The sequence below is a fragment of the Rothia sp. BD8 genome, from assembly GCF_044878465.1.
GTDB classification, from domain to species: Bacteria; Actinomycetota; Actinomycetes; order Actinomycetales; family Micrococcaceae; genus Rothia; species Rothia kristinae.
The window spans coordinates 151,653-174,502 of sequence record NZ_JANJES010000004.1 but is presented as its reverse complement, the minus strand read 5'-3'; the positions used below and the strand labels follow the sequence as shown (position 1 = coordinate 174,502).

General features: G+C 71.1%; 15 protein-coding genes and 1 pseudogene. 12 read left to right on the top strand and 4 right to left on the bottom strand.

Features of this window, described 5'->3' with window-relative positions:
* Positions 1-16: 16 nt before the first annotated feature.
* Positions 17-1,216 (bottom strand): cobalamin-independent methionine synthase II family protein, encoded by a 1,200-nt coding sequence (locus tag NQ707_RS04975; protein ID WP_404434989.1) that lies wholly within the window; start codon positions 1,214-1,216, stop codon positions 17-19.
* 147 nt (positions 1,217-1,363) lie between these two features.
* Between NQ707_RS04975 and NQ707_RS04970 the strand changes: the two genes are divergently transcribed.
* From NQ707_RS04970 to ilvD, 3 genes are all read left to right on the top strand, one after another.
* Complete coding sequence (locus NQ707_RS04970; protein ID WP_404434988.1) at positions 1,364-2,968, top strand: amino acid permease; 1,605 nt, start codon at positions 1,364-1,366, stop codon at positions 2,966-2,968.
* Between the two features lie 48 nt (positions 2,969-3,016).
* On the top strand, positions 3,017-4,708 hold the full coding sequence (locus NQ707_RS04965; protein ID WP_404434987.1) for an amino acid permease: 1,692 nt from the start codon (positions 3,017-3,019) through the stop codon (positions 4,706-4,708).
* A gap of 128 nt (positions 4,709-4,836) precedes the next feature.
* A complete protein-coding gene (gene ilvD / locus NQ707_RS04960) occupies positions 4,837-6,678 on the top strand; it encodes a dihydroxy-acid dehydratase (RefSeq protein WP_404434986.1) in 1,842 nt (613 codons plus the stop codon).
* 233 nt (positions 6,679-6,911) lie between these two features.
* Here ilvD and bioD read toward each other — a convergent pair whose 3' ends face one another.
* The 3 genes from bioD to bioB are packed head-to-tail and all read right to left on the bottom strand — an operon-like array spanning position 6,912 to position 10,437.
* Positions 6,912-7,715, bottom strand: coding sequence for a dethiobiotin synthase (gene bioD / locus NQ707_RS04955; RefSeq protein ID WP_100463791.1), 804 nt, complete (start codon positions 7,713-7,715; stop codon positions 6,912-6,914).
* Entirely contained in the window at positions 7,712-9,115 is a 1,404-nt protein-coding gene (bioA, locus tag NQ707_RS04950) for an adenosylmethionine--8-amino-7-oxononanoate transaminase (RefSeq protein WP_100463855.1), read from the bottom strand. The genes bioD and bioA overlap by 4 nt, the downstream gene beginning before the upstream one ends.
* Positions 9,116-9,132: 17 nt before the next feature.
* Positions 9,133-10,437 carry a biotin synthase BioB gene (gene bioB, locus NQ707_RS04945; RefSeq protein WP_100463792.1) on the bottom strand — a complete coding sequence of 435 codons (1,305 nt, stop codon included), beginning with the start codon at positions 10,435-10,437 and terminating at the stop codon, positions 9,133-9,135.
* Between the two features lie 170 nt (positions 10,438-10,607).
* Here bioB and NQ707_RS04940 point away from each other — a divergent pair, with 170 nt between their 5' ends.
* The 9 genes and pseudogenes from NQ707_RS04940 to NQ707_RS04900 all read left to right on the top strand — a co-directional run bounded on the left by NQ707_RS04940 (position 10,608) and on the right by NQ707_RS04900 (position 22,811).
* Positions 10,608-12,149, top strand: a complete 1,542-nt coding sequence (locus tag NQ707_RS04940; protein ID WP_061225585.1) for an amino acid permease — start codon at positions 10,608-10,610, stop codon at positions 12,147-12,149.
* Positions 12,150-12,590: 441 nt separating this feature from the next.
* A pseudogene (locus NQ707_RS04935) lies at positions 12,591-14,186 on the top strand (amino acid permease).
* A 153-nt stretch (positions 14,187-14,339) separates the two neighbouring features.
* Entirely contained in the window at positions 14,340-15,896 is a 1,557-nt protein-coding gene (locus NQ707_RS04930) for an amino acid permease (protein ID WP_404434985.1), read from the top strand.
* A gap of 13 nt (positions 15,897-15,909) precedes the next feature.
* Positions 15,910-16,743 carry a hypothetical protein gene (locus NQ707_RS04925; protein ID WP_058731387.1) on the top strand — a complete coding sequence of 278 codons (834 nt, stop codon included), beginning with the start codon at positions 15,910-15,912 and terminating at the stop codon, positions 16,741-16,743.
* A 304-nt stretch (positions 16,744-17,047) separates the two neighbouring features.
* A complete protein-coding gene (locus NQ707_RS04920; RefSeq protein WP_404434984.1) occupies positions 17,048-18,115 on the top strand; it encodes a CAP domain-containing protein in 1,068 nt (355 codons plus the stop codon).
* Between the two features lie 58 nt (positions 18,116-18,173).
* Positions 18,174-19,397, top strand: coding sequence for an MFS transporter (locus tag NQ707_RS04915; RefSeq protein WP_207483665.1), 1,224 nt, complete (start codon positions 18,174-18,176; stop codon positions 19,395-19,397).
* Positions 19,398-19,534: 137 nt separating this feature from the next.
* Positions 19,535-20,917, top strand: a complete 1,383-nt coding sequence (locus tag NQ707_RS04910) for an MFS transporter (RefSeq protein ID WP_404434983.1) — start codon at positions 19,535-19,537, stop codon at positions 20,915-20,917.
* 10 nt (positions 20,918-20,927) lie between these two features.
* Positions 20,928-21,968, top strand: coding sequence for a nitronate monooxygenase (locus NQ707_RS04905; protein ID WP_129357956.1), 1,041 nt, complete (start codon positions 20,928-20,930; stop codon positions 21,966-21,968).
* 132 nt (positions 21,969-22,100) lie between these two features.
* Positions 22,101-22,811 carry a hypothetical protein gene (locus NQ707_RS04900; protein WP_279752095.1) on the top strand — a complete coding sequence of 237 codons (711 nt, stop codon included), beginning with the start codon at positions 22,101-22,103 and terminating at the stop codon, positions 22,809-22,811.
* Positions 22,812-22,850 lie beyond the last annotated feature (39 nt).

Below are 22,850 nucleotides of genomic sequence, written 5' to 3'. Positions count from 1 at the left end.
TGCGGCGCCGCGGCGCTCAGTACAGGCGCTGCGAGGCGATCCGGGCGCCCTCGGTCAGGGCGGCCAGCTTGGCCCAGGCGATGTCCGGGTGGATCCGCCCGCCCAGCCCGCAGTCGGTGGAGGCGATGACGTTCTCCTTCCCGACGAGTCCGGCGAAGCGCTCGATCCGCTGCGCCACCAGCTCCGGGTGCTCCACCACGTTGGTGGAGTGGGAGACGCAGCCCGGGATGATCAGCTTGCCCGTCGGCAGCTCCACGTCCTCCCACACCGTCCACTCGTGGGCGTGGCGGGCGTTGGCGGCCTCGAAGGTGTACGCCCCGGCCTGGATCTCCAGCATCAGCCCGACGATGTCCTTGAACTCCAGGTCCGTGGTGTGCGGGCCGTGCCAGGAGCCCCAGCACAGGTGGAAGCGGACCTGCTCGGCGGGGATGCCCTCCAGGGCGCTGTTCAGCGCGTCCACCCGGATCTGCTGGAACGTCAGGTAGTCCTGCACGGAGGGCTCCGGGTTGATCTGGTCCCACCCCTCGGCCAGCCCGGGGTCGTCGATCTGCACGATCAGCCCGGCGTCGGTGATGGCCTTGTACTCCTCGTGCAGCACCTCGGCCCACGCGCGGATGTGGCCCTCGTCCGTGGAGTAGAAGACGTTGCCCACCCGCGCCGCGGAGCCGGGGGACAGCGCCGCGATGTACGCCTCGTCGGCCCCGTGGCGCTGGGCTGCGGACTGGACGTTGGCGATGTCGGCGGCCACCGCGTCCTGGCCGATGTAGCGCAGCTCGTCCACGGCCACCGGGAACTGGGTGTCCGGGTCGTTGCCGGTGTCGATCTCGGTGGCGTAGAAGTCCCGGAAGCGGGTCCAGTCCCGGCGGTCCTCGAAGGTCGTGTACCGCAGGTTCCCGGGTTCGGAGCGCTGCGGGACCTGCTCGGGGTCCTGCACATCCACGGACAGCCCCGCGGTGCGGGCGAAGGAGTAGTGCCACCAGGAGCCGTAGTCCACCGCGCCGTTGCTGGCGTGGCCGTACTCGCCGTCGTTGACGGTGTCGATGCCGACCTCCCGCTGCCGGGCCACCACCTCATCCACCGCCCGGGTGAGGATCGGGGCGAAGTCCTCCTCGCTCAGGGAGCCGGCGCGGCGCTCGGCGTTGGCGCGGTGCAGCTCCTCGTTGCGGGGGAGGGAGCCGACGTGGGTGGTGCGGATGCGGTCCGTGCTGCGCAGCATGGCGGGTCCTTTCGACGGGTGCGGCGGTCCCCTCCAGCGTGCCGGGTCGGCTCACCGGCCACCAGATTTCGACGCCGGTGGACCCGATGTGACGTGCGCGCGCCTGTGTTACACGCCCAACACCGGGGAGATCTATGCTGAGGCGATATGTTCCTGTGGCGGGACTCGGTCCGCCGTCGGCGGCAGGCGGGGCCCGTCCTCTTCTTCCAGGAGGTCCCCGTGACCCACCAGCCTCCGGTCTCATCGGCCGGCTCCGGCCCCGCCGTCCCGTCCACCGCGGATCCCGAGGACGCCTTCGGCCACGAGCAGGCCGGCTTCCAGCAGCACCTCGGACCGCGCCAGCTGCAGATGATCGCGATCGGCGGGGCCATCGGCACCGGCCTGTTCCTCGGCGCCGGCGGGCGCCTGGCCTCCGCCGGCCCCGGGTTGGCCCTGGACTACCTCGTCTGCGGCTTCATCGCCTATCTGATCCTGCGGGCCATCGGCGAGCTCGTGGTGCACCGGCCCTCCTCCGGCTCCTTCGTCTCCTACGCCCGTGAGTTCTACGGGGAGCGCGCCGCCTACATCTCCGGGTGGATGTACTGGATCAACTGGGCCACCACCTCGATCGTGGACTCCACCGCGATCGCCCTCTACGTCAAGTGGTTCGGGCAGTACTTCCACTGGCTCGACGCCGTGCCCCAGGGGCTGATCGCGCTGGTGGTCATCGTCCTGGTGGTCAGCGCCAACCTCATCTCCGTGAAGATCTTCGGGGAGATGGAGTTCTGGTTCGCCCTGATCAAGGTCGTGGCGCTGCTGACCTTCCTGGTGGTGGGCGTCTGCTTCGTGATCTTCGGGTCCCCCAACGGCAGCCCGACCGGCTTCTCCCTGATCAGCGAGCACGGCGGCTGGTTCCCCAACGGCCTGCTGCCGGCCCTGGTGATCATGCAGGGCGTGGTCTTCGCCTACGCGGCGATCGAGCTGGTCGGCACCACCTCCGGGGAGACCAAGGACCCCCAGAAGGTCATCCCCAAGGCCATCAACACCGTGATCCTGCGGGTGCTGGTGTTCTACGTCGGCTCCGTGCTGCTGCTGGCCCTGCTGCTGCCGTACTCCTCCTACAAGGAGGGCGAGTCCCCGTTCGTCACGTTCTTCTCCAGCATCGGGGTGAACGCGGCCGGGCCCATCATGGAGCTGGTGGTCATCACCGCGGCCATGTCCTCGCTGAACGCGGGGCTGTACTCCACCGGGCGCATCCTGCACTCGATGTCCATGGCCGGCTCCGCCCCGAAGTTCGCGCAGCGGATGAACAGCCACGGCGTCCCCTACGGCGGGATCCTCATGACCTCCGCCGTCGCGCTGATCGGGGTGGTGCTGAACTTCGTCGTCCCGGAGCAGGCCTTCGAGATCGTGCTGAACATCGCCTCCTTCGGGATCATCGGGGCGTGGGCGACCATCGCCCTGGCCCACCTGAAGTTCGTGTTCCTGGCCAAGCAGGGCCGCTACCGCAGGCCCGGCTACCGCGCCTGGGGCGCGCCGTTCACGGACTGGGTGATCCTGGTGTTCCTGGCCGGGGTGATCGTGCTGATCGGCTTCGACTACCCGGTGGGCAGCTGGACCCTCGGACTGCTGATCGTGGTGATCATCCCCGCGCTGATCGTCGGCTGGTTCGCCGTGCGCGGGCGGGTGCGCGCCATCGCCGCCGAACGCGAGGGCGTGACCGGCCTGTACCCGATCGTCGCCGACCGCCCCGCCGCGCACACGCGGGATTGACGGGGCCGGAGAACGAGGAAACGCAGAACACGAAAGGAGAGCTCCGTCATGAGCCGAGACCTGTCTGAGAACGGCGCGTCGATGGCACGGAGAGGCCCAGACGAGAATGTCTTCGAGGAGGAGCAGGCTGGGTTCCGCAAGGGTCTCGGGCCGCGCCAGCTGCAGATGATCGCGATCGGCGGGGCCATCGGCACCGGACTGTTTCTCGGGGCCGGAGGGCGCTTGGCCAAGGCCGGGCCCTCTCTGCTGTTCGACTTCGCGCTGTGCGGGATCATCGCCTATCTGATCCTGCGGGCCCTGGGGGAGCTCGTGGTGCACCGGCCCTCCTCTGGCTCCTTCGTCTCCTACGCCCGGGAGTTCTATGGGGAGAAGGCGGCCTTCGTCGCCGGCTGGTGGTACTGGATCCACTGGGCCATGACCTCCATCGTGGACACCACCGCCATCGCCCTGTACGTCAAGTGGTTCGGGCAGTACAGCACCGTCATCGCGGGTATTCCGCAGTGGGTCTTCGCGCTGGCCGTGGTGGTGATCGTGGTGTCCATGAACCTCATCTCGGTGAAAGTCTTCGGGGAGATGGAGTTCTGGTTCTCGCTGATCAAGGTCCTGGCCCTGCTGATCTTCCTGGTTCTCGGCGTCGTCTTCGTGATCTTCGGGACTCCCACCGGTTCGCCCACCGGATTCCAGGTCATCGCGGACCACGGTGGCTGGTTCCCCGAGGGCATCGCTCCGGCCCTGCTGCTGATCCAGGGCGTGGTCTTTGCGTACTCTTCCATCGAGCTGGTGGGCACCACCTCCGGGGAGACCCGGAATGCCCAGCAGGTGATTCCCAAAGCGATCAACACGGTGATCCTGCGGATCGTGGTGTTCTACATCGGCTCCATTCTGCTGCTGATCCTGCTGCTCCCATACACCGCATACCAGAACGGCGTCTCCCCCTTCGTCACGTTCTTCTCCAGCATCGGCGTGGACGCGGCCGGGCCCATCATGGAGCTGGTGGTGATCACCGCCGCTCTGTCCTCCCTGAACGCCGGCATGTACTCCACCGGGCGCATCATGCACTCGATGGCCGTGGCAGGCTCCGGGCCGCGCTTCGCCCGCAGCCTGACCCGCGGCGGGGTGCCTTGGGGCGGCATCGTCATGACTGCGGCGGTGACATTGCTCGGGGTGGTGCTCAACGCGGTGGTTCCGGCTCAGGCCTTCGAGATCGTGCTGAATCTGGCTTCGGTGGGCATCGTCGCCGGGTGGGCGACGATCGCTTTGTCGCACCTGAAATTCGTCTCCCTGGTTCGCCAGGGGGTGTACCGGAGACCCGGATACCGGATGCCCGGAGCTCCGTTCACGGACTGGGTGATCCTGGTTTTCCTGGTGGGAGTGCTGGCTCTGATCGGTCTGGACTACCCGCAGGGAACCTGGACCCTCGGGGCGATGGTTCTCGTGCTGCCGTGCATGGCCATCGGCTGGTACATCTGCCGTGGGCGTATCCGCGCCATCGCCGCCGAACGCGAGGGCGTCACCGGGTTCTTCCCCACGGTGGCCAGGCGGCCCGCCTCCGGGCACCTTTCGCTGACCGATCAGGCCGCCGCTGAGGCTGAGGGGGCCCGCGCCGAGCGTATCGCTGGGCAATCCGACGCTGCCCGGGAGTCCTCGGAACGCCAAGATGCCGTGGACTACACTCACGACGCCGTGCGGCGGGCCTCCCGTGGGCGCCGCTCCGGTCGCTTCCGCGACAGGGACGCCTGAGCAGACGAGCGGGTCCGCGTTTTCTGTCCTCTCCATTGTCTCATCATCCGAGATCCCCGTCCCGGATGCTGGATGACCTTTGTGCCGGAGTAGCCTGGGACGAGCATCAGCCACGCCAAGGAGAAGCCATGCCCGCCCTGCGCTCCCGCACATCCACCCACGGTCGGAACATGGCCGGAGCCCGCGCCCTGTGGCGGGCCACCGGCATGAAGAAGGAGGACTTCGGCAAGCCGATCGTCGCCATCGCCAACTCCTTCACCCAGTTCGTCCCCGGCCACGTGCACCTGAAGAACATGGGCGCGCTGGTGGCCTCCGCGGTGGAGGAAGCCGGCGGGGTGGCCAAGGAGTTCAACACCATCGCCGTGGACGACGGCATCGCCATGGGCCACGACGGCATGCTCTACTCCCTGCCCTCCCGCGACGTCATCGCCGACTCCGTGGAGTACATGGTCAACGCCCACCGCGCCGACGCCCTGGTGTGCATCTCCAACTGCGACAAGATCACCCCCGGCATGCTCATGGCCGCGATGCGTCTGAACATCCCGGTCGTGTTCGTCTCCGGCGGGCCCATGGAATCCGGGGCGCCGGTGGAGGGCGTGCTGGAGCGCCGGATCGACCTGGTCGACGCGATGGCCTACGCCGTGGACGAGCAGGTCTCCGACGCGCAGCTGGCCCAGATCGAGGAGAACGCCTGCCCCACCTGCGGCTCCTGCTCCGGGATGTTCACCGCGAACTCCATGAACTGCCTGACCGAGGCCCTCGGGCTCTCCCTGCCCGGCAACGGCACCACCCTGGCCACCCAGATCGCCCGCAAGGAGCTGTTCCTGAAGGCCGGGCGCACCGTCGTCGAGCTGGCCAAGCGCTACTACGAGCAGGACGACGAGTCCGTCCTGCCGCGCAACGTCGCCACCAAGTCCTCCTTCCGCAACGCCATGTCCCTGGACGTGGCGATGGGCGGGTCCACCAACACCGTGCTGCACATCCTCGCCGCAGCGCAGGAGGCCGAGGTGGACTTCACCCTGAAGGACATCGACGAGATCTCCCGGCACGTGCCCTGCCTGTGCAAGGTCGCCCCGAACTCCACCCAGTTCCACATCGAGCACGTGCACCGGGCCGGCGGCATCCCCGCGATCCTCGGCGAGCTGGACCGGGCCGGGCTCCTGGAGCACGACGGCGTGCACACCGTGCACGCGGAGTCGGTGGAGGCCTGGCTGGATGAGTGGGACATCCGCCGGGACACCGCCTCCGAGCGGGCCCGCGAGCTGTACCTGGCCGCCCCCGGCGGGGTGCGCACCACCCAGGCCTTCTCCACCGCCAACCGCTTCGAATCCCACGACACCGACGCCGAGTTCGGGTGCATCCGGTCCGTGGAGCACGCCTACACCAAGGACGGCGGCCTGGCGGTGCTCTACGGCAACATCGCCGAGGACGGCGCGGTCATCAAGACCGCCGGGATCGACGAGTACCTGTTCCGCTTCATCGGCAAGGCCTTCGTGGTGGAATCCCAGGACGAGGCGGTCTTCGAGATCCTCTCCAAGCACGTGCAGCCCGGGGACATCGTCGTCATCCAGTACGAGGGGCCCAAGGGCGGGCCGGGCATGCAGGAGATGCTCTACCCCACCTCCTACCTGAAGGGCCTGGGGCTGGGGAAGGAATGCGCGCTGATCACCGACGGGCGCTTCTCCGGCGGGACCTCCGGGATCTCCATCGGCCACATCTCCCCGGAGGCGGCCTCCGGCGGCGCGGTGGGGCTGATCCGCACGGGGGACGAGATCGAGATCGACGTGACCCAGCGGCTGCTGCAGGTCAACGTCTCCGACGAGGAGCTGGCCCGACGCCGCGAGGAGCGCGGGCGCCTGCCGTGGAAGCCGACCAAGCCGCGCGAGCGCCAGGTCTCCAAGGCCCTGCGCGCCTACGCCTCGATGGTCACCAGCGCCGACAAGGGCGCGGTGCGGGTGGTCCCGGAGTAAAGGGGCGCTCGATCCTGCTCTGACGCTCCGGCGTCCCGGGCGTCCCGGGCCCGCCGACGCGACCTCGAGGCGGCGCAGCGGTGCCCACCCCGCCACCGAGACGGCGCATCCGTTCCCGAAAACCGGATTTCCGGGAACGGATGCGCCGTCTCGCGGGCGGGCGGGAACGGATGCGCCGGGTCGCGGGCGCGGGAGAGCGCGGCCCCCGGGTCACCGGGCGGGGTGCAGCGGGTTCAGCGGGCGCCCGCGGCTGCGCGCCAGCCGCGGGGGACCGCGCCCAGCAGGCGATGGCGGGCGGACAGGGCCTCCCGGTTGGACAGATCCACGGCCCGCGGCGGGTCATCCCACGCGCCGATCACCACCCCGGCCATGCGCAGTCCGCGTGCGGCGATGGCCTCCACCGTGAGATCCGTGTGGTTCAGGGTGCCCAGGCCCGGGCGGCACACCACCACCAGCCCGCCCGCGCCGCACTCCCGGGCGATATCGGCCAGGGTGTGCCCGCCCAGATCCACGAGGATCCCGCCGGCGCCCTCCACCAGGACGACGTCGTGCCGCTCGCGCAGGCCCAGGATCCGGGCGGCCTGCTCCGCCGCGGTGGGCACCGGCACCCCCGCGGCCTCTGCTGCGGCCGCCGGGGCCAGGGGCAGGCGCAGGGCGAAGCCCGTGGAGTAGGAGACCCCGGCCAGCTCCCCGGCGATCTGCGCGTCCCCGCGCACCACCACATCCGAGTACCGCGCCTCCAGGGCCTCCCGCTCGGGATCATCCGGTGCGATCAGTCCGGTCTGGGCCGGTTTGTGGACGTGCACGTCCAGACCCTGCCCGGCCAGCAGGGCCGCCAGGGCCGCGGTGGCGTAGGTCTTGCCGACGCCGGTGTCCGTGCCGGTGACGAACAGCAGCCCGTCCGCGGCGGCGGCACGCACCGCGTCGGCGTCCAGGAAGGCGTCCGGCTGCGCGTCGGCCAGCGCATCCGGGGCGGTCCGCTCCACGGCGCCCGCCTGCGCATCCGCCGGCGCGTCGGCGCTCGACGTCGTGCTCATGCGTCCTCCTCGACGGGCTCGTGGGCGGCGGCCGCGGCGACCATCGCCCCCGTGATCCGGGCCAGGCCCTCCTCGGTGCTCAGGTACGGCGGCATCGTGTAGATCGCGTCGCGGAACGGGCGCAGCCACACCCCGTGCTCGGCCGCGATGCGGGTGCAGACATCCACATCCACCGGGCCCCGGGTGCGCACCACGCCGATCCCCCCGGTCACGGCCACCTCGGCCACTCCCTCCAGGGAGGCCGCCGGGGCCAGGCCAGCGCGCAGTCCGGCCTCCAAGCGCGGCACGGCCTCGTACCACGCGCTCGACGGCGCGGCGCCCTCCGGGGCGGCGACCTCCGCGCCGCCCACGCGCCCGAAGAGCAGGTCCACGGAGGCTGCGGCCACCGCGCACGCCAGGGGATTGGCCATGAAGGTGGGTCCGTGCATCAGGGCCGCATAGGAGGAGCGGGAGATGACCTCGGCCACCGGGCCGGAGCACAGCAGGGCCGCCAGCGTCAGGTACCCGCCGGTCAGGGCCTTGCCCACGCACATCACATCCGGGACGATCCCGGCCTGCTCGCAGGCGAAGGCTGTGCCGGTGCGCCCGAAGCCCGTCGCGATCTCATCGGTGATGAACACCGCATCCAGCCGGTCCGCGGCCTCGCGCAGGAAGCGCAGGGCCCGCGGCAGATACGCCCGCATGGCCCCGGCGCCCTGGAATACCGGCTCCACGATGATCCCGGCCAGCTCCGCCCCGTGCCGATCCAGCAGCTCGGACACCTCGGCCTCCCACGCCGCGCAGGCGGCGTCATCGACCGCGGCATCACCGGAGGGTGCGGGGGGCTGCGGGGCGAAGACCTGCGGGGCCAGCAGCGAGGCGAAGTCGGCGTGCATCCCGCCGACCGGGTCGCACACGCTCATCGCGCCCGTCGTATCCCCGTGATAGGCCCCGCGCAGCGCCAGGAAGCGTCCGCGCTCCCGGCCCCGGGCCCGCTGGTACTGCACCGCGAGCTTCAGGGCCACCTCCACGGACACCGAGCCGGAGTCCGCGAGGAAGACGTGGTCCAGGCCCTGCGGGGTCACCTCCACCAGCCGCTCCGCCAGCTCGACGGCGGGAGCGTGGGTCAGCCCGCCGAACATCACGTGCGAGAACCGATCGATCTGCGCCCGCAGCGCCGCGTCCAGCACCGGGTTCCGGTACCCGTGCACCACGGACCACCACGAGCTCATCCCGTCCAGCACCCGCTGGGGACGCTCGGCCCCCGGGGCGACCAGATCCACGAAGGGCCCCTCGGCGCCGTGCACGGAGTACCGGGCCCCGGCCTCTAGGGAGCCGTAGGGATGCCACAGCAGGGCCCGGTCCCGATCCAGCACGGTACGGCCGGCGGGCCCGGCGGAGCCAGCGAGGGAGGGGGGCACGGGATCGGCGCCCGCGCTCACGAGTTGGGCAGCGCGTCCGTGCCGGCGCCGCGACGGCGGATGGTCGGGACCAGGGGGCGCCCGGCGTCATCGCGCAGACCGTGGCGCACGGTGCCGACGCCGGCCTCGGGGGCCTCGGCGGGCTGTGCGGCGCCCACACCCGCGGGCACCGGCTGCTCGACCGGGACCTGCTGCTCCTCCGGGGCCGCGTGGGATCCGCAGCCTCCGCCGCCGCCGGCGCACGGCGGCAGGCCCGCACCGGTCTCGGCGCCGGCCCCGCCCATGGCCTCGCGGTGGGCGGCTCGGTGCGCGCGTAGCCGATCACGCAGCGCCTTGGCATCCTCCTGGCCGACGATCTGGAATCCGCCGTCCACGATCATGTCCAGGTCATCCTCGGCGGCCTGGCCCTCGCTGGTCAGGTAGTCCCCGAGGAACAGGGAGTTGGCCACATTCAGGCTCAGCGGCTGCAGGGAGCGCAGGTGCAGCTCACGGCCGCCGGCGATGCGCAGCTCCCGGTCCGGGCACATCAGCCGGACCATGCACAGGATGCGCAGGCACTTCTGGGGGGTCAGCTCCCAGGTGCCCTCCAGGGGGGTGCCGTCGAAGGGGATCAGGAAGTTCACGGGAATGGAGTCGGAGTCGATCTGCCGCAGCGCCTCCACGGCCTCCACCAGCTGCTCGTCGGTCTCGCCCATGCCCACGATCAGCCCCGAGCAGGGGGACAGCCCCGCGCTGCGGGCGGAGTCCACGGTGTCCACGCGGTCCTGGAAGGTGTGCGAGGAGCAGATCTCCTCGTAGTGGGAGGGTGCGGTGTTCAGGTTGTGGTTGTACGCATCCACCCCGGCCTGGCGCAGCCGCTCCGCCTGCCCCTCCTTGAGGATGCCCAGGCACGCGCAGACCTCGGTCTCCGGGTTGGCGTCCTTGATGGCCTCGGTCATCTCGGCCACGCGCCCGACGTCGCGGTTGGACGGGCCGCGCCCGGAGGCCACCAGGCACACCCGGGAGGCCCCGCCGGCCAGGCCGAACTCGGCCTGGCGCTTGGCTTCGTCGGTGGGCAACCAGGAGTACTTGAGGATCTCCGCATCCGAGCCGAGACGCTGGGAGCAGTACCCGCAGTCCTCGGGACACAGGCCGGATTTCAGGTTGACGAGGTAGTTGACCTTGACCGAGTTGCCGAAGTAGCGACGGCGAACCCGGGAGGCCGCGGCCACGAGATCCAGCAGGACGTCGTCCTCGGAGGCCAGCACCGCCAGGGCCGCCTCCCGGTCCGCGGGGGTCCCGGCGAGGACGGAATCGGCGAGGTCATCGAAAGTCTTGAACACCGTTCAATCTTCGGACGGCCCCCCGTCCCGGTCAAGTCCGAGGCGCATCCCCGGCGGCATCGCGGGGCCCGCACGGGCCCGAGATCCGAGGTCTGCGCACGGGCGGTGCGCGTCACACCCGTCGAGTATGCTGTGGGGGCATCTCATCCCCTCGTCGAAACGGCAGGTCCATGTCCCCGAGCCCCGCGGATCCCGGCGCCCCCGGATCCTCCCAGCCCCTCACCGGCGACGACGCGCTGCACGCGCGGGAGCAGGAGGGCTACAGCAAGGGCCTCACGCCCCGGCAGATCCACATGATCGCCATCGGCAGCTCGATCGGCACCGGCCTGTTCCTCGGGGCCGGCGGCGGCCTGGCCGACGCCGGGCCCACCCTGTTCATCCTCTACGCCGTGGCCGGGTTCTTCGGCTACCTCATCCTGCGTCAGCTCGGCGAGCTGGTGGTGCACCGACCCTCCTCCGGGTCCTTCGTCTCCTACACCCGGGAGTTCTACGGCGAGAAGGCCGCATACTTCGTGGGATGGATGTACTGGCTGTCCTGGGCCTCCACCACGGTCGTGGACGCCACCGCGATGGCCATCTACGTCAAGTGGTTCGGGCAGTACAGCACGTTCATCGACGAGCTGCCGCAGTGGGTGCTGGCCGGGGCCGTGCTGATCATCGTCATGATCACCAACCTGATCTCCGTGAAGGTCTTCGGGGAGATGGAGTTCTGGTTCGCCCTGATCAAGGTCTCCGCGCTGGTGATCTTCCTGGTGGTCGGGGTGTGCTTCGTGATCTTCGGGACCCCCACGGGGGCGCCCACCGGCTTCCATCTGATCCGCGAGAGCGGGGGGATGCTCCCGCACGGGATCCTCGCCGCGCTGGTGGTCTCCCAGGGCGTGGTCTTCGCCTACTCCGGTATCGAGCTGGTGGGGATCACCGCGGGGGAGACCAAGGACCCCCAGCGTCAGATCCCGCGGGCCATCAACACCGTGATCCTGCGCATCGCCGTGTTCTACGTCGGTTCGGTGCTGCTGCTGTGCCTGCTGCTGCCGTACACCGCGTACTCCGCGGACGAGTCCCCGTTCGTGACCTTCTTCTCCAGCATCGGGGTGGACTACATCGGCCCGATCATGCAGCTGGTGGTCATCACCGCCGCGCTGTCCTCCCTCAACGCCGGGCTGTACTCCACCGGGCGGATCGTGCACTCGATGGCGATGGCCGGCTCCGCGCCCAAGTTCACCGGGAAGATGACCCGTTCCGGGGTGCCCTTCGGGGGGATCCTGCTGACCGTGCTGGTCGGCGGGCTCGGCGTCGTGCTGAACTACTACGTCCCGGAGGATGCCTTCAACATCGTCCTGAACATCTCCGCGATCGGGATCATCGTCGGCTGGGCGGCCATCATGCTGCCGCACCAGCGCTTCGTCGCCCAGGCCCGGCGCGGTCAGCAGCGTCGGCCCGCCTATCGCGCGCCTCTGGCGCCGTACACCAACTGGCTCACCATGCTCTTCCTGGTGGGGGTTCTGGTGCTGGTGGCCCTGGACTACCCGCTGGGCACCTGGACGCTGGCCTCGATGGGCGTGGTGATCCCGGTGCTGATCATCGGCTGGTTCGCCGTGCGCGGGCGCGTGCGACGTCTGGCCGCCGAACGCGAGGGGTTCACCGGGGCGTATCCGGTGATCGTGCAGACTCCCGGCACCGAGGATCAGGGCACCATCTCCACGCTGCCCTGACCTGCGCCCCGCCCCCGCGACGGCACCGTCCCCTCCGAAGCTCCGGCCTGTTCGGAAGGGACGGTGCCGTCGCGTGTGGCGGTTCGATGCGGGCGGATCTCAGCATCCGGACTGGGATCTTGCTGATGCGGAACTGGGAGAGTCCCAAGTGCCGACGCTCTGACTAGGGGAGATGCCCTCGTGCGACGGTGATGTTTCGGATGGGGGCATAGCCGCCCGGTCTTTTCATGTGATGGAAACAACAGGATATGCGAAGCGTGCGTATGCTTCTGCTCATCGTTCACGACGCCGCGGACCGCGGCCCCGTCACCGGGGCCACCGGCCGCGGCGTCCGACGGTTCTCCACCCGGATCTCCCCGCGTGCGGATCCCGCCGACGCCCATGCCGACGACGCACCGCGCGCACCCTCGGGGAGCTCCCCGCTCGAAGGGCTCACCACCCATGTCTCTGACCGCCTCACCCAAGGATCCGCAGGCGCTGCGCCACGGAACCGAAGCCACCATCGCCCCTGAGGACGACGCGCTGCACCAGGGCCTCGGTCCGCGCCAGCTGCAGATGATCGCCATCGGCGGGGCCATCGGCACCGGCCTGTTCCTCGGCGCAGGCGGGCGCCTGGCCTCCGCCGGCCCGTCCCTGTTCATCGCCTACGCCGTGTGCGGCTTCTTCGGGTACCTCATGCTGCGCTCCCTCGGGGAGCTGGTCTGCCACCGGCCCTCCTCTGGCTCCTTCGTCTCCTAGGCCCGGGAGTTCTACGGGGAGAAGGCCGCGTTCGTCTCCGGCTGGCTGTACTGGATGAACTGGGCGATGGTCGCGATCGCGGACTCCACCGCCATCGCCATCTACGTGCACTGGTTCGGCCAGTACAGCGCCTTCGTCGCGGCGATCCCGCAGTGGGCGGTGGCCCTGGCCGTGGTCGTGCTGGTGGTCGTGACCAACATGATCTCCGTGAAGGTCTTCGTGGAGATGGAGTTCTGGTTCTCCCTGATCAAGGTCGCCGCGCTGGTGATCTTCCTGATTGCGGGCATCTGCTTCGTCATCTTCGGCTCGCCCACCGGCTCCGAGACCGGATTCCACCTCATGTCCGACCACGGCGGCATCTTCCCCGCCGGAGGCATGGCCACCCTGATGATCGTGCAGGGCGTGGTCTTCGCCTACGCCGGCATCGAGCTGGTGGGCACCACCTCCGGGGAGACCCGCGACGCCGAGCGGATCATCCCCAAGGCCATCAACACGGTGATCCTGCGCATCGCGGTGTTCTACGTCGGCTCGGTGCTGCTGCTGTGCCTGCTGCTGCCCTACACCGCCTTCAAGAAGGGCGAGTCCCCGTTCGTCACGTTCTTCTCCAGCATCGGCGTCGGCGCGGCCGGGCCCATCATGGAGCTGGTGGTCATCACCGCGGCGCTGTCCTCGCTCAATGCCGGGATCTACTCCACCGGGCGCATCCTGAACTCGATGTCCCACGCCGGGTCTGCGCCGAAGTTCGCGGCGATGATGACCAAGTCCGGGGTGCCCTTCGGCGGGATCCTGCTGACCGCGGCCGTGGCCCTGCTGGGGGTCGTGCTGAACTACTTCGTGCCCTCGGACGCCTTCGAGATCGTGCTGAACCTCTCCGCGCTGGGCACGATCGCCGCGTGGGCGACGATCAGCCTGTCCCACCAGAAGTTCGTCTCCCTGACCAGGAAGGGCCTGTACTCCCGACCCAGCTACCGGGCTCCCCTCGCCCCGTACACCAACTGGCTGACCCTGGTCTTCCTGGCCGTGGTGATCGTGCTGATCGCCGTGGACTACCCGGTGGTCACCCTGACCCTCGGGTCCTTCCTCGTGATCGTGGTGCCGCTGCTGTTCATCGGCTGGTTCGCGGTGCGGGGACGGGTCGCGCACATCGCCGCCGAGCGCGCCGGGATCACGGGGGTCTTCCCTATCGCCGCCATCCCGCCGAGCGTGGAGGCGGTCAGGGAGACGGAGCTGCGGGAGATCGAGGACGCCGCCCAGGCCCGCATCCCGCAGGCCGAGCTGCTGGATGAGGATCCCCGCTAGGTCCCCAGCTCACAGCCGCGTGGTGTAAGTTACGACCCCAGAACGACATCACGACCCGAGGACGAGCCGCGGCCGGCGCCAGCCCGACGCGGCTCGTCCCGCTCCGCGGGGCCCGCCGGTCCCGCGCTTCCCCTGGAGACGGACCGCACCGACATGACCCACCCCACCGCGCACGAGGCCGGATCCACCGCCTCCCCGGAGCCCGTCGGCTCCCCGACGGCCACCGCCGACCCCGCCCCCGGAGGATTCCATGAGGAGCAGAGCGGCTTCCAGAAGGGCCTCGGCCCGCGTCAGCTGCAGATGATCGCGATCGGCGGGGCCATCGGCACCGGCCTGTTCCTCGGGGCCGGCGGGCGCCTGGAGCAGGCCGGGCCCTCCCTGGCCCTGATCTACGCGGTGTGCGGATTCATGGGCTATCTCATCCTGCGGGCCCTCGGCGAGCTGGTGGTGCACCGGCCTTCCTCCGGCTCCTTCGTCTCCTACGCCCGGGAGCTGTTCGGGGAGAAGGCCGCCTACGTCTCCGGGTGGATGTACTGGCTGTTCTGGTCCACCACCGCGATCGTGGACTCCACCGCCATCGCCATCTACGTCGCCTGGTTCGGCCGCTACTCCGAGGCCGTCGCCGCGATCCCGCAGGGCGTCACGGCCTTCGCGGTGGTCGCCGTCGTGGTGGCCGCCAATCTCATCTCCGTGAAGGTCTTCGGGGAGATGGAGTTCTGGTTCGCGCTCATCAAGGTCGCGGCCCTGGTGATCTTCCTGGTGGTCGGGGTGATCATGGTCTTCACCGGCACCCCCAACGACCAGCCCTCGGGACTGAGCCTGATCACCGACCACGGCGGGCTGTTCCCCCGCGGGGTGCTGCCCGCGCTGCTGATCACCCAGGGCGTGGTCTTCGCCTACGCCGGCATCGAGCTGGTGGGCACCACCTCCGGGGAGACCCGCGACGCCGAGCGGATCATCCCCAAGGCCATCAACACGGTGATCCTGCGCATCGCGGTGTTCTACGTCGGCTCGGTGCTGCTGCTGTGCCTGCTGCTGCCCTACACCGCCTACTCCGCGGATGAATCCCCGTTCGTCACGTTCTTCTCCAGCATCGGCGTGGACGCCGCCGGTCCGATCATGCAGCTGGTGGTCATCACCGCCGCCCTGTCCTCCCTGAACGCGGGCCTGTACTCCACGGGACGGATCATGCATTCGATGGCGATGGCCGGCTCCGCTCCGCGCTTCGCCCGGCACCTGACCCGCTCCGGGGTGCCGTGGGGCGGGATCGTGCTCACCGCCGCCGTGGCGATGGTGGGGGTGGTGCTGAACTTCCTGGTGCCGGCCCAGGCCTTCGAGATCGTGCTGAACTTCGCCTCGATCGGCATCATGTCCACGTGGGTCGCGATCATCGCCTGCCATCTGCGCTTCCGGAGCCTGACCCGCGCCGGCCGGTACCGGATCCCCGGCTACCGGATGCCCGGTGCGCCCTTCACGGACTGGCTGGTTCTGGCGTTCCTCGCCGGGGTGGTGGTGCTCATCGCCCGGGACTACCCGGTGGGCACCTGGACCCTCGGCGCGGCCCTGCTGCTGATCCCCCTGCTGATCCTCGGCTGGTTCGCCGTGCGCGGACGGGTCCTGGAGATCGCCGCGCAGCGGGAGGGATACACCGGCCTGAACCCGGTGGTCCCGCAGCGTCCGGCGGCCCGTCGGAGCCGGGACGCTCGGTAGGCGGTCTCGGGATATGGGTGCGGTGCGCGGGCGGCGGATGCTGCGCACGGTCGGCGTCCTGCTCCTCGCGGCGGCGCTGATCCTGGTCGCGGCCGTGGTGCGGCCCCGCGCCCAGGACGACGCGCAGGGACGGTACTTCCAGGACTTCTCCGACGGGCAGCGCACCAGCCGGTACCACGTGCTCGACGGCGGGGTGGACCGCTCCCGCCCCGTGGGGGTCGCCTTCTTCTTCGATGGGGACAGCACCGGGGAGGACGCCTGGTTCTGGAACCCGTACGGGGCGCAGATCCGCGCGATGGCCGCGGAGGTCAACCGCCGCAACCTGGTGCTGGTCCCGGTGCTCTCCCCGGAGGCCGAGGAGGCGGAGAACCCAGATGATCAGATCACCTGGTGGCTGCGGCAGCGCGACGACGGCGCGTGGTTCCGGGCCCTGGCCCGGCACCTGCTTCGCACCGAGCACCTGGACGCCTCCCGCTTGTGGCTGACCGGATACTCCGGCGGGGCCGACTTCATCACGGACGAGGCGCTGGCCCGGGACTCCGGGTGGATCCGCGGCGGCGGGGCGACGATCGTCGGCGGGGGCGAAGGCGACGGCTTCCCGACCGCCCCGAGCGCCGCCGTGAAGGGCATGGCCCTGACCTGGCACGAGGGCACCGAGGATGTGCCGGCCCAGGACGATCCGCAGGGCTGGTCCGGGACCACGGCCGGACGCGCCGGGTGGCGGCAGTATCGGGACGCCGGGTTCACCCGCGCGCGCTTCCAGACCGTGCCGGGAGCGGATCACGGCGGCTACGACGTCCACGCGCTGCTGGAGGAGGACCTGGAGCGCGAGGCCGCCGGCCGGTGATGGTGCGCCGGTCCAGCGGCGATCCGGTGCCGATCCCGCGACGTGCGCCGTGTTTGAGGGACGCGGTCTTCGAAGATCAGCTGAGAATTTCCGCCCCGGAGCCCGCCGGATGCAACCATCTGCGGAGCGACCGCGCAGGTCGCGCCGGGGAAGGCGCGTGTTCGAATATCACGGAACGGTGAACATTCTGGTCTGGACGGTCAGATTCGTGACGTTTCCTCTATAGACTCCATGGTGCCCGCGAGTCTCCGGCATCACAGCCGAGGGTGCGGGAGATCCCGTCACCTCACCCAGGAGCCTTCGAGTGAACAGCACCACCGCATCCTCCCGCGCCGGTCGGTACGTCCCCCAGCACAGCACCCGCCGCGGTCCCCGGGCCCACCGGGGCCGCCGCCCGCTCGGGACCCGCCCGCTGACCGCCGCGGCCCTGGTCACCGCGCTGGCGGCCGGGACCTTCGCCACCGGGCAGCTCGCCGACGCGCCGGTCGCCCAGGCCGCGCAGTCCGACATCGTGCAGGTCTCCGCCGCCCAGCGCGCCGCGGACCAGCAGAAGCTGCTGGACTCCATCAACTCCTACCGCCGCTCCCTCGGCCTGAAACCGGTCCGGTACTCCCAGACCCTCACGAACATCGAACAGGCCCACTCGGATGCCCAGGTGCGCGACGAGAGCTTCTACCACACCGACCAGTTCATGACGGATTCCCGGGCCGGGCGCTGGACCCACGTCAACGAGGTCATCGCCCTGTCCTATCAGAGCGACGTCAACCAGCTGCTGGCGTGGTGGAAGACCTCCGCCGCCCACAACGCCGCGATCACCAGCCCCAAGGCCGAGGTCATCGGCATCGCCCTGACCTACGCGGACGGCTCCCTGCAGCGCACCGGCCAGCCGTGGCGGCTGCTGGGCACCGTGAACCTCTACGGCTATGCCAACGGCGGCGCCCCCGCGGATGCGACCACCACCGTGGCCGGCGGTGCGGTCACCGTCCCGGCGGCCCAGGTGCAGCCCCAGGCCGCGGCCGCCTACAGTCCGTACGGGGCGATCGGGGTGACCTGGCGGAACTTCGGCGGGACCGCGGGCTTCGGCACCCCCGTGATGGCCGAGGCCCCCGCCGCGGACGGCGGCCGCTACCAGCGCTTCGTCAAGGACGGGCGGTACACCAAGGTCATGTGGAGCTCCAGCACCGGCACGCACTACATCAAGGAGTACGGCGGCATCGGCGCGACCTGGTCCCGGGCCGGCTACGAGCGCGGCTACGGCTACCCCGTGACCAACGAGTACCGCGTGGGCCGGGAGATGCACCAGCGCTTCTCCGGCGGCTACACCATCAAGTGGGATTCGGTGACCCAGCGAACCTGGGTCGAGCAATCCTGATCCCGACGTCGGTCCCGGGCCCCATCCGGTGCGGCGGGTCCCGCCGTAGGATGTGACGGTGCCCGCTGCGAACCCCGCCCCCGGCAGCCCCGTCGAGGGCGCCCCACGGCTGACCCGGACCCTGCTGCTCCTGATGTGCCTGGCCACGGGACTGTGCGCGGGCGGGAACTACTTCAACCAGCCCCTGCTGGACCGCATCGCCCAGACCCTCGGCGTGTCCGAGGCGGCGGCGGCCGGCTCCGTGACCGTCGCCCAGGTGGCGTACGCCGTCGGCCTGCTGCTGATCACCCCGCTGGGCGATCTGCTGGAGCGGCGTCGGCTGACCGTCGGGCTCATCCTGCTCACCGCGGCCGGGCAGCTGGCCGCGGGGTTCGCCCCCGTCTTCGGGGTGTTCCTGCTCGGGGTGGGGGCGGCCGGGCTGTTCTCCGTGGCCGCACAGGTCCTCGTGCCCTACGCGGCGCTGCTGGCCCCGCCCGGGCGGGAGGGGCGCGCCGTCGGGACCGTGATGAGCGGCCTGCTGGCAGGGATCCTGGTGGCGCGCGCGGTGGCCGGCCTGCTCGCCGAGCTGGGCGGGTGGACCCTCGTGTACCGGGTCGCCGCGCTGCTGATGGTCCTGGTGGCCCTGGGTCTGTGGCGCACGCTGCCGCCCTCGCGTCCGCAGGACCCGCCCACCTACCTCGGGCTGTTCGCCTCCATGGCCCGGCTGCTGCGCACCCATCCGCGGCTGAGCACCCGGTCCCTGGCCTCCGGGTTCTCCTTCGCCTCGATCTCCGCGGTCTTCGCGACCACCGCGCTGCTGCTGTCCGGCCCCGGCTTCGGGCTGGGCCCGGCGGCGATCGGCCTGATCAGCCTCACGGGGCTGGCCGGGACCCTGACCTCCCAGTGGGCCGGGCGCCTCACGGACCGCGGTCTCGTCCAGCGCGGCACCGGGGTGGGGGTGGCGCTGCTGGCGGCCGGGTGGGGTGCCTTCGTCCTCGGCGGGGGCAGCGTGGTGTGGTTCTGCGTCGGGATGGCCGTGGCGGACGGCGGACTGCAGCTGATCCACATCCTGTCGATGAACGCCGTCTACGCGCTGGAGCCCTCGGCCCGCGCCCGGCTGAATTCGGTGTACATGACCGTGTACTTCGTCGGCGCCGCCGTCGGCTCGGCGGCCGGGGTGTGGGCGTGGGACCGGTGGGGCTGGTCCGGGGTCTGCGGCGTCGGCTTCGCGCTGACCGCCCTGACGGGTCTGGCGGCCGCGGCCGACCTGGTGTGTGCGAGACGACAGCCGTGTAGCGTATAGCCCAGCGAATGGATCCTGGGGAGGCGGCACATGCTCGGTGTCATCGGCGGCGTGGGGCCCTGGGCGACCCAGGAGCTCTACCGGATGGTGAACAGCCTCACCGAGCAGACCAGAGCCTGCGCGGAGTTCGCCCGCTGATGCGCCGCCACCTGGGATTCCTCGGCGCCTGCCTGGGATTCACGGTGGTGCTGCTGGATACGACGGCAGTGGCCGCGATCCTGCCGGGCATCGTCGCGGACCTGGGCGACGGGAGCTCCGCCGGGATGTGGATCGCCGCGGCCTACCTGCTGGGCTTCGCGGTGCTGCTCATGCCCTGCGGCGCCCTCGCGGATCGGATCGGCCCGGGGCGGACCCATCTGCTGGGGCTGGTGATCTTCGGCATCGGCTCCGCACTGTGCGCCGCGGCCCCGGGGGCCTTCGCCCTGATCCTGGCGCGAGTGGTCCAGAGCGTCGGGGCCGCGGCCATGGTGCCCGCATCCCTGTCCCTCATCGCGGGGCTGTACGCCGAGCGGCGCCTCGCGGCGGTGCTGGGCATCTGGTCGGCGATCTCCGGGGTGGCCGCCGCGGCCGGTCCCGTGCTGGCCGGTGCGCTCGCCGCCCGCTGGGGGTGGCCCAGTGTGTTCTGGATGAACCTCCCCGTCTGCGCGACGGCCCTGGTGCTGCTCGTGGCCATCCCGCCCACCGCCGCGTTCCCCGGCGCGACCAGCCGCGATCCGAGGGCCGACCGGGACGGGGTCGGAACGGCGGCCGCCGTGCTCTCCCTCGGACTGGGAGCGGGCATCGCCGCCGCGCAGCTGCTGCCCGAGCAGCCGATCGCCCTGCCCCTCCTGCTGGCGGTCGCGGCCGCGATCCTCGTGGGGCTGGGTCTGCGCCTGGACCGCCGGCGCGGACGGCCCGTGCTGTCCCTGTTCGACCACGGCCGGTTCCGCCGCGTCACCGCGTGCGCGCTGTTCCTCAACGCCGCCTTCTACGGGCAGTTCATGATCGTGCCCTTCGTGATCCGGGACCTTCTGCCCGACGCGCAGCGGGTCATCGTCCAGGGGTACGCCCTGGAGGCGCTCGCCGCGATCGCGGGCTCCCTGGCGGCCGCCCGCGTGCTGACCTCCTGGCCCCGACCCCGCCGGGCGGCCACCGGGCTGCTGCTGCTCCTGGCCGGTCTGACGGCGGTGGGCGCCGGCTGCCGCCTCGGCCTCTCCGGACTCGTGCTGCTCGGCTGCGCGCTGTGCGGGTTCGGCAACGACGTGGCGGCCGTGCTGCTGACGGCCGTCTCCGTCTCCGACGTGCCCGAGGCGGTACGCGGGCGCGGTCAGGGGGTGTTCAACGCGGCCCGGCAGATGGGCAGCGCCGCCGGGGTCGCGGCCGTCGCTCTGGGCTCCGCCGCCCTGTCCGGGGCAGACCGGATCCTCCTGGTGCTCGCCGTTCCTGCACTGCTGGGGCTGTTCGGCGTCGCCGTCCTGCTCCGGACCGAGCACCCAGGCCGCCGCTGCGCCAGCTCCGCCCCGGAACCCTCGACGATCTAGACTCGGGGACATGCTCGACCTCGCCGGACTGCCCCACCCCATCATCCAGGCCCCCATGGCCGGCGGCCCCTCCACCCCTGAGTTGGCCGCGGCCGTGTCCGACGCCGGGGGCCTGGGATTCCTCGCGGCCGGATACCTCGCACCCGAGGCCCTGGCCGAGCGGATCCGCACCCTGCGCGGGCTCACCGAGGCGCCCTTCGGCGTGAACCTGTTCGTCCCGGAGCGGCACCGGACCGATCCCGCCCAGCTGGCGGAATACTCCCGCGTCCTGCAGCCCTGGCGCACCCGCTGGCGGGTGCAGGCCCCCGCCGAGCTGCCCGGATACTCCGATGACCGCTGGCAGGCCAAGCTGGAGCTGCTGCTGGCGGACCCGGTGCCCGCGGTGAGCTTCACCTTCGGCCTTCCGGGCCCCGAGGTCCTCGCCCGCCTGCGCGGCGTCGGCACCTGGACCGCGCTGACCGTCACCAGCGCCGCGGAGGCCGGGCGCGCCGCGGCGCTGGAGCCCGACGCGCTGATCGTGCAGTGCCACCGCGCCGGGGGCCACCGGGGAACCCTGGCCGCCGACGCGCCGCTGGGGCAGGAGGAGCTGCCGGAGCTGCTGCGCGCCGTGCGCCGCGTGACGGACCTGCCGCTGATCGGGGCCGGCGGCATCGGCACCGCCGAGCACGTGCGCGCCGCCCTGGAGGCCGGGGCGGCGGCCACGCAGATCGGCACCCTGTTCGCCGCCGCCGCCGAGGCCGGGACCGGCCCCGTGCACCGGGATGCTCTGCTGCGCGCCGCCGCGGACGCCGCGGCGGGCCGGCCCCCGGAGACCGCGGTGACCCGCGCCTTCTCCGGGCGACCCGCCCGGGCCCTGGCCAACCGCTTCACCCGGGAGCTGGCCGACCACGAGATCACGGGGTACCCCGAGGTGAACGATCTGACCGCCCCGCTGCGCGCGGCCGCCCGCCGCGCGGGCGATCCGGAGGCCGTGAACCTGTGGGCCGGAACCGGGGTGGGCTGGGTGCGATCGGCTCCCGCCCGGGAGATCCTGGCCCGGCTGATCGCCTGAGGTCGGCGGCTCGCGGCTCCCGCCGGCGAGGAGCCGCGGAGCATCGGCGCCCCGCTTCACCTAGGATGGTGAGCATCATCACTCGATACCGCCCGGCTCACGCCACGCGGGCCGATCCCGAGGGGGACCGACATGGACAAGCACCTCATGAGGACCGCGGGTCTGGCGGCGATCGGCATGCTCGCGCTGAGCGGCTGCGGCGCCGGAGGCTCCACCGACGCCGACGCCTCGGCCTCGCCCACCGAGGACAAGCCGATCTGCCAGCAGGAGGCCTCCGAGGCCACGACCATCGACTCCGCCCCGGAGGTGGAGTGGGTGGAGCACGATGGGCGCCCCTCCACGCCGAAGTCCGAGGACCTCGGACCCGCCGAGGAGAAGGACGGCATCGGCACCTGCTACCGCCACTCCCCGGAGGGCGCGCTCGTGGCCAGCGCCGACTTCATCTCCGTGATCATGAGCTTCGACGCCGACGAGGTGAACAAGCTCACGCAGGAGCACGCCACCGGCGCCGACCGGGACAAGATCACCGAGGACTTCCAGAGGCTGGAGGACACCTACCGGGGAACCGAGACGAAGCAGATCATCGAGAGCATGAAGGTGGCCGGATACAAGGTCGAGTCCTACTCGGAGGATCGGGCCGTCATCAGCGTGGCGTACAGCATGGAGGCGCAGGGCGCCCACCACGAGATCTCCTTCGCTCTGCCGCTGACCTGGCAGGACGATGACTGGTCCTTCGCCGCCGATGCGTACGGAGACTCCTCGGAGGACCTCACCGGTTACACCCCGTGGGGCCCCGCGGCGGAGCGCCTCGAGCCCAGCGCCTCCGCCTCCTCCGGGTCGTAGATCTCCGCCGATTCGGTCCCTGACCGGCGCAGATGCCTC

Excerpts from the sequence above, each read along its gene's own strand:
- NQ707_RS04910 (WP_404434983.1), top strand. The coding sequence starts at position 19,535 with ATGCGCCGCCACCTGGGATTCCTCGGCGCCTGCCTGGGATTCACGGTG.
- NQ707_RS04900 (WP_279752095.1), top strand. The coding sequence starts at position 22,101 with ATGGACAAGCACCTCATGAGGACCGCGGGTCTGGCGGCGATCGGCATG.
- ilvD (WP_404434986.1), top strand. The coding sequence starts at position 4,837 with ATGCCCGCCCTGCGCTCCCGCACATCCACCCACGGTCGGAACATGGCC.
- NQ707_RS04925 (WP_058731387.1), top strand. The coding sequence starts at position 15,910 with ATGGGTGCGGTGCGCGGGCGGCGGATGCTGCGCACGGTCGGCGTCCTG.
- NQ707_RS04970 (WP_404434988.1), top strand. The coding sequence starts at position 1,364 with ATGTTCCTGTGGCGGGACTCGGTCCGCCGTCGGCGGCAGGCGGGGCCC.
- bioD (WP_100463791.1), bottom strand. The coding sequence starts at position 7,715 with ATGAGCACGACGTCGAGCGCCGACGCGCCGGCGGATGCGCAGGCGGGC.
- NQ707_RS04940 (WP_061225585.1), top strand. The coding sequence starts at position 10,608 with ATGTCCCCGAGCCCCGCGGATCCCGGCGCCCCCGGATCCTCCCAGCCC.
- NQ707_RS04930 (WP_404434985.1), top strand. The coding sequence starts at position 14,340 with ATGACCCACCCCACCGCGCACGAGGCCGGATCCACCGCCTCCCCGGAG.
- NQ707_RS04965 (WP_404434987.1), top strand. The coding sequence starts at position 3,017 with ATGAGCCGAGACCTGTCTGAGAACGGCGCGTCGATGGCACGGAGAGGC.
- NQ707_RS04905 (WP_129357956.1), top strand. The coding sequence starts at position 20,928 with ATGCTCGACCTCGCCGGACTGCCCCACCCCATCATCCAGGCCCCCATG.
- NQ707_RS04975 (WP_404434989.1), bottom strand. The coding sequence starts at position 1,216 with ATGCTGCGCAGCACGGACCGCATCCGCACCACCCACGTCGGCTCCCTC.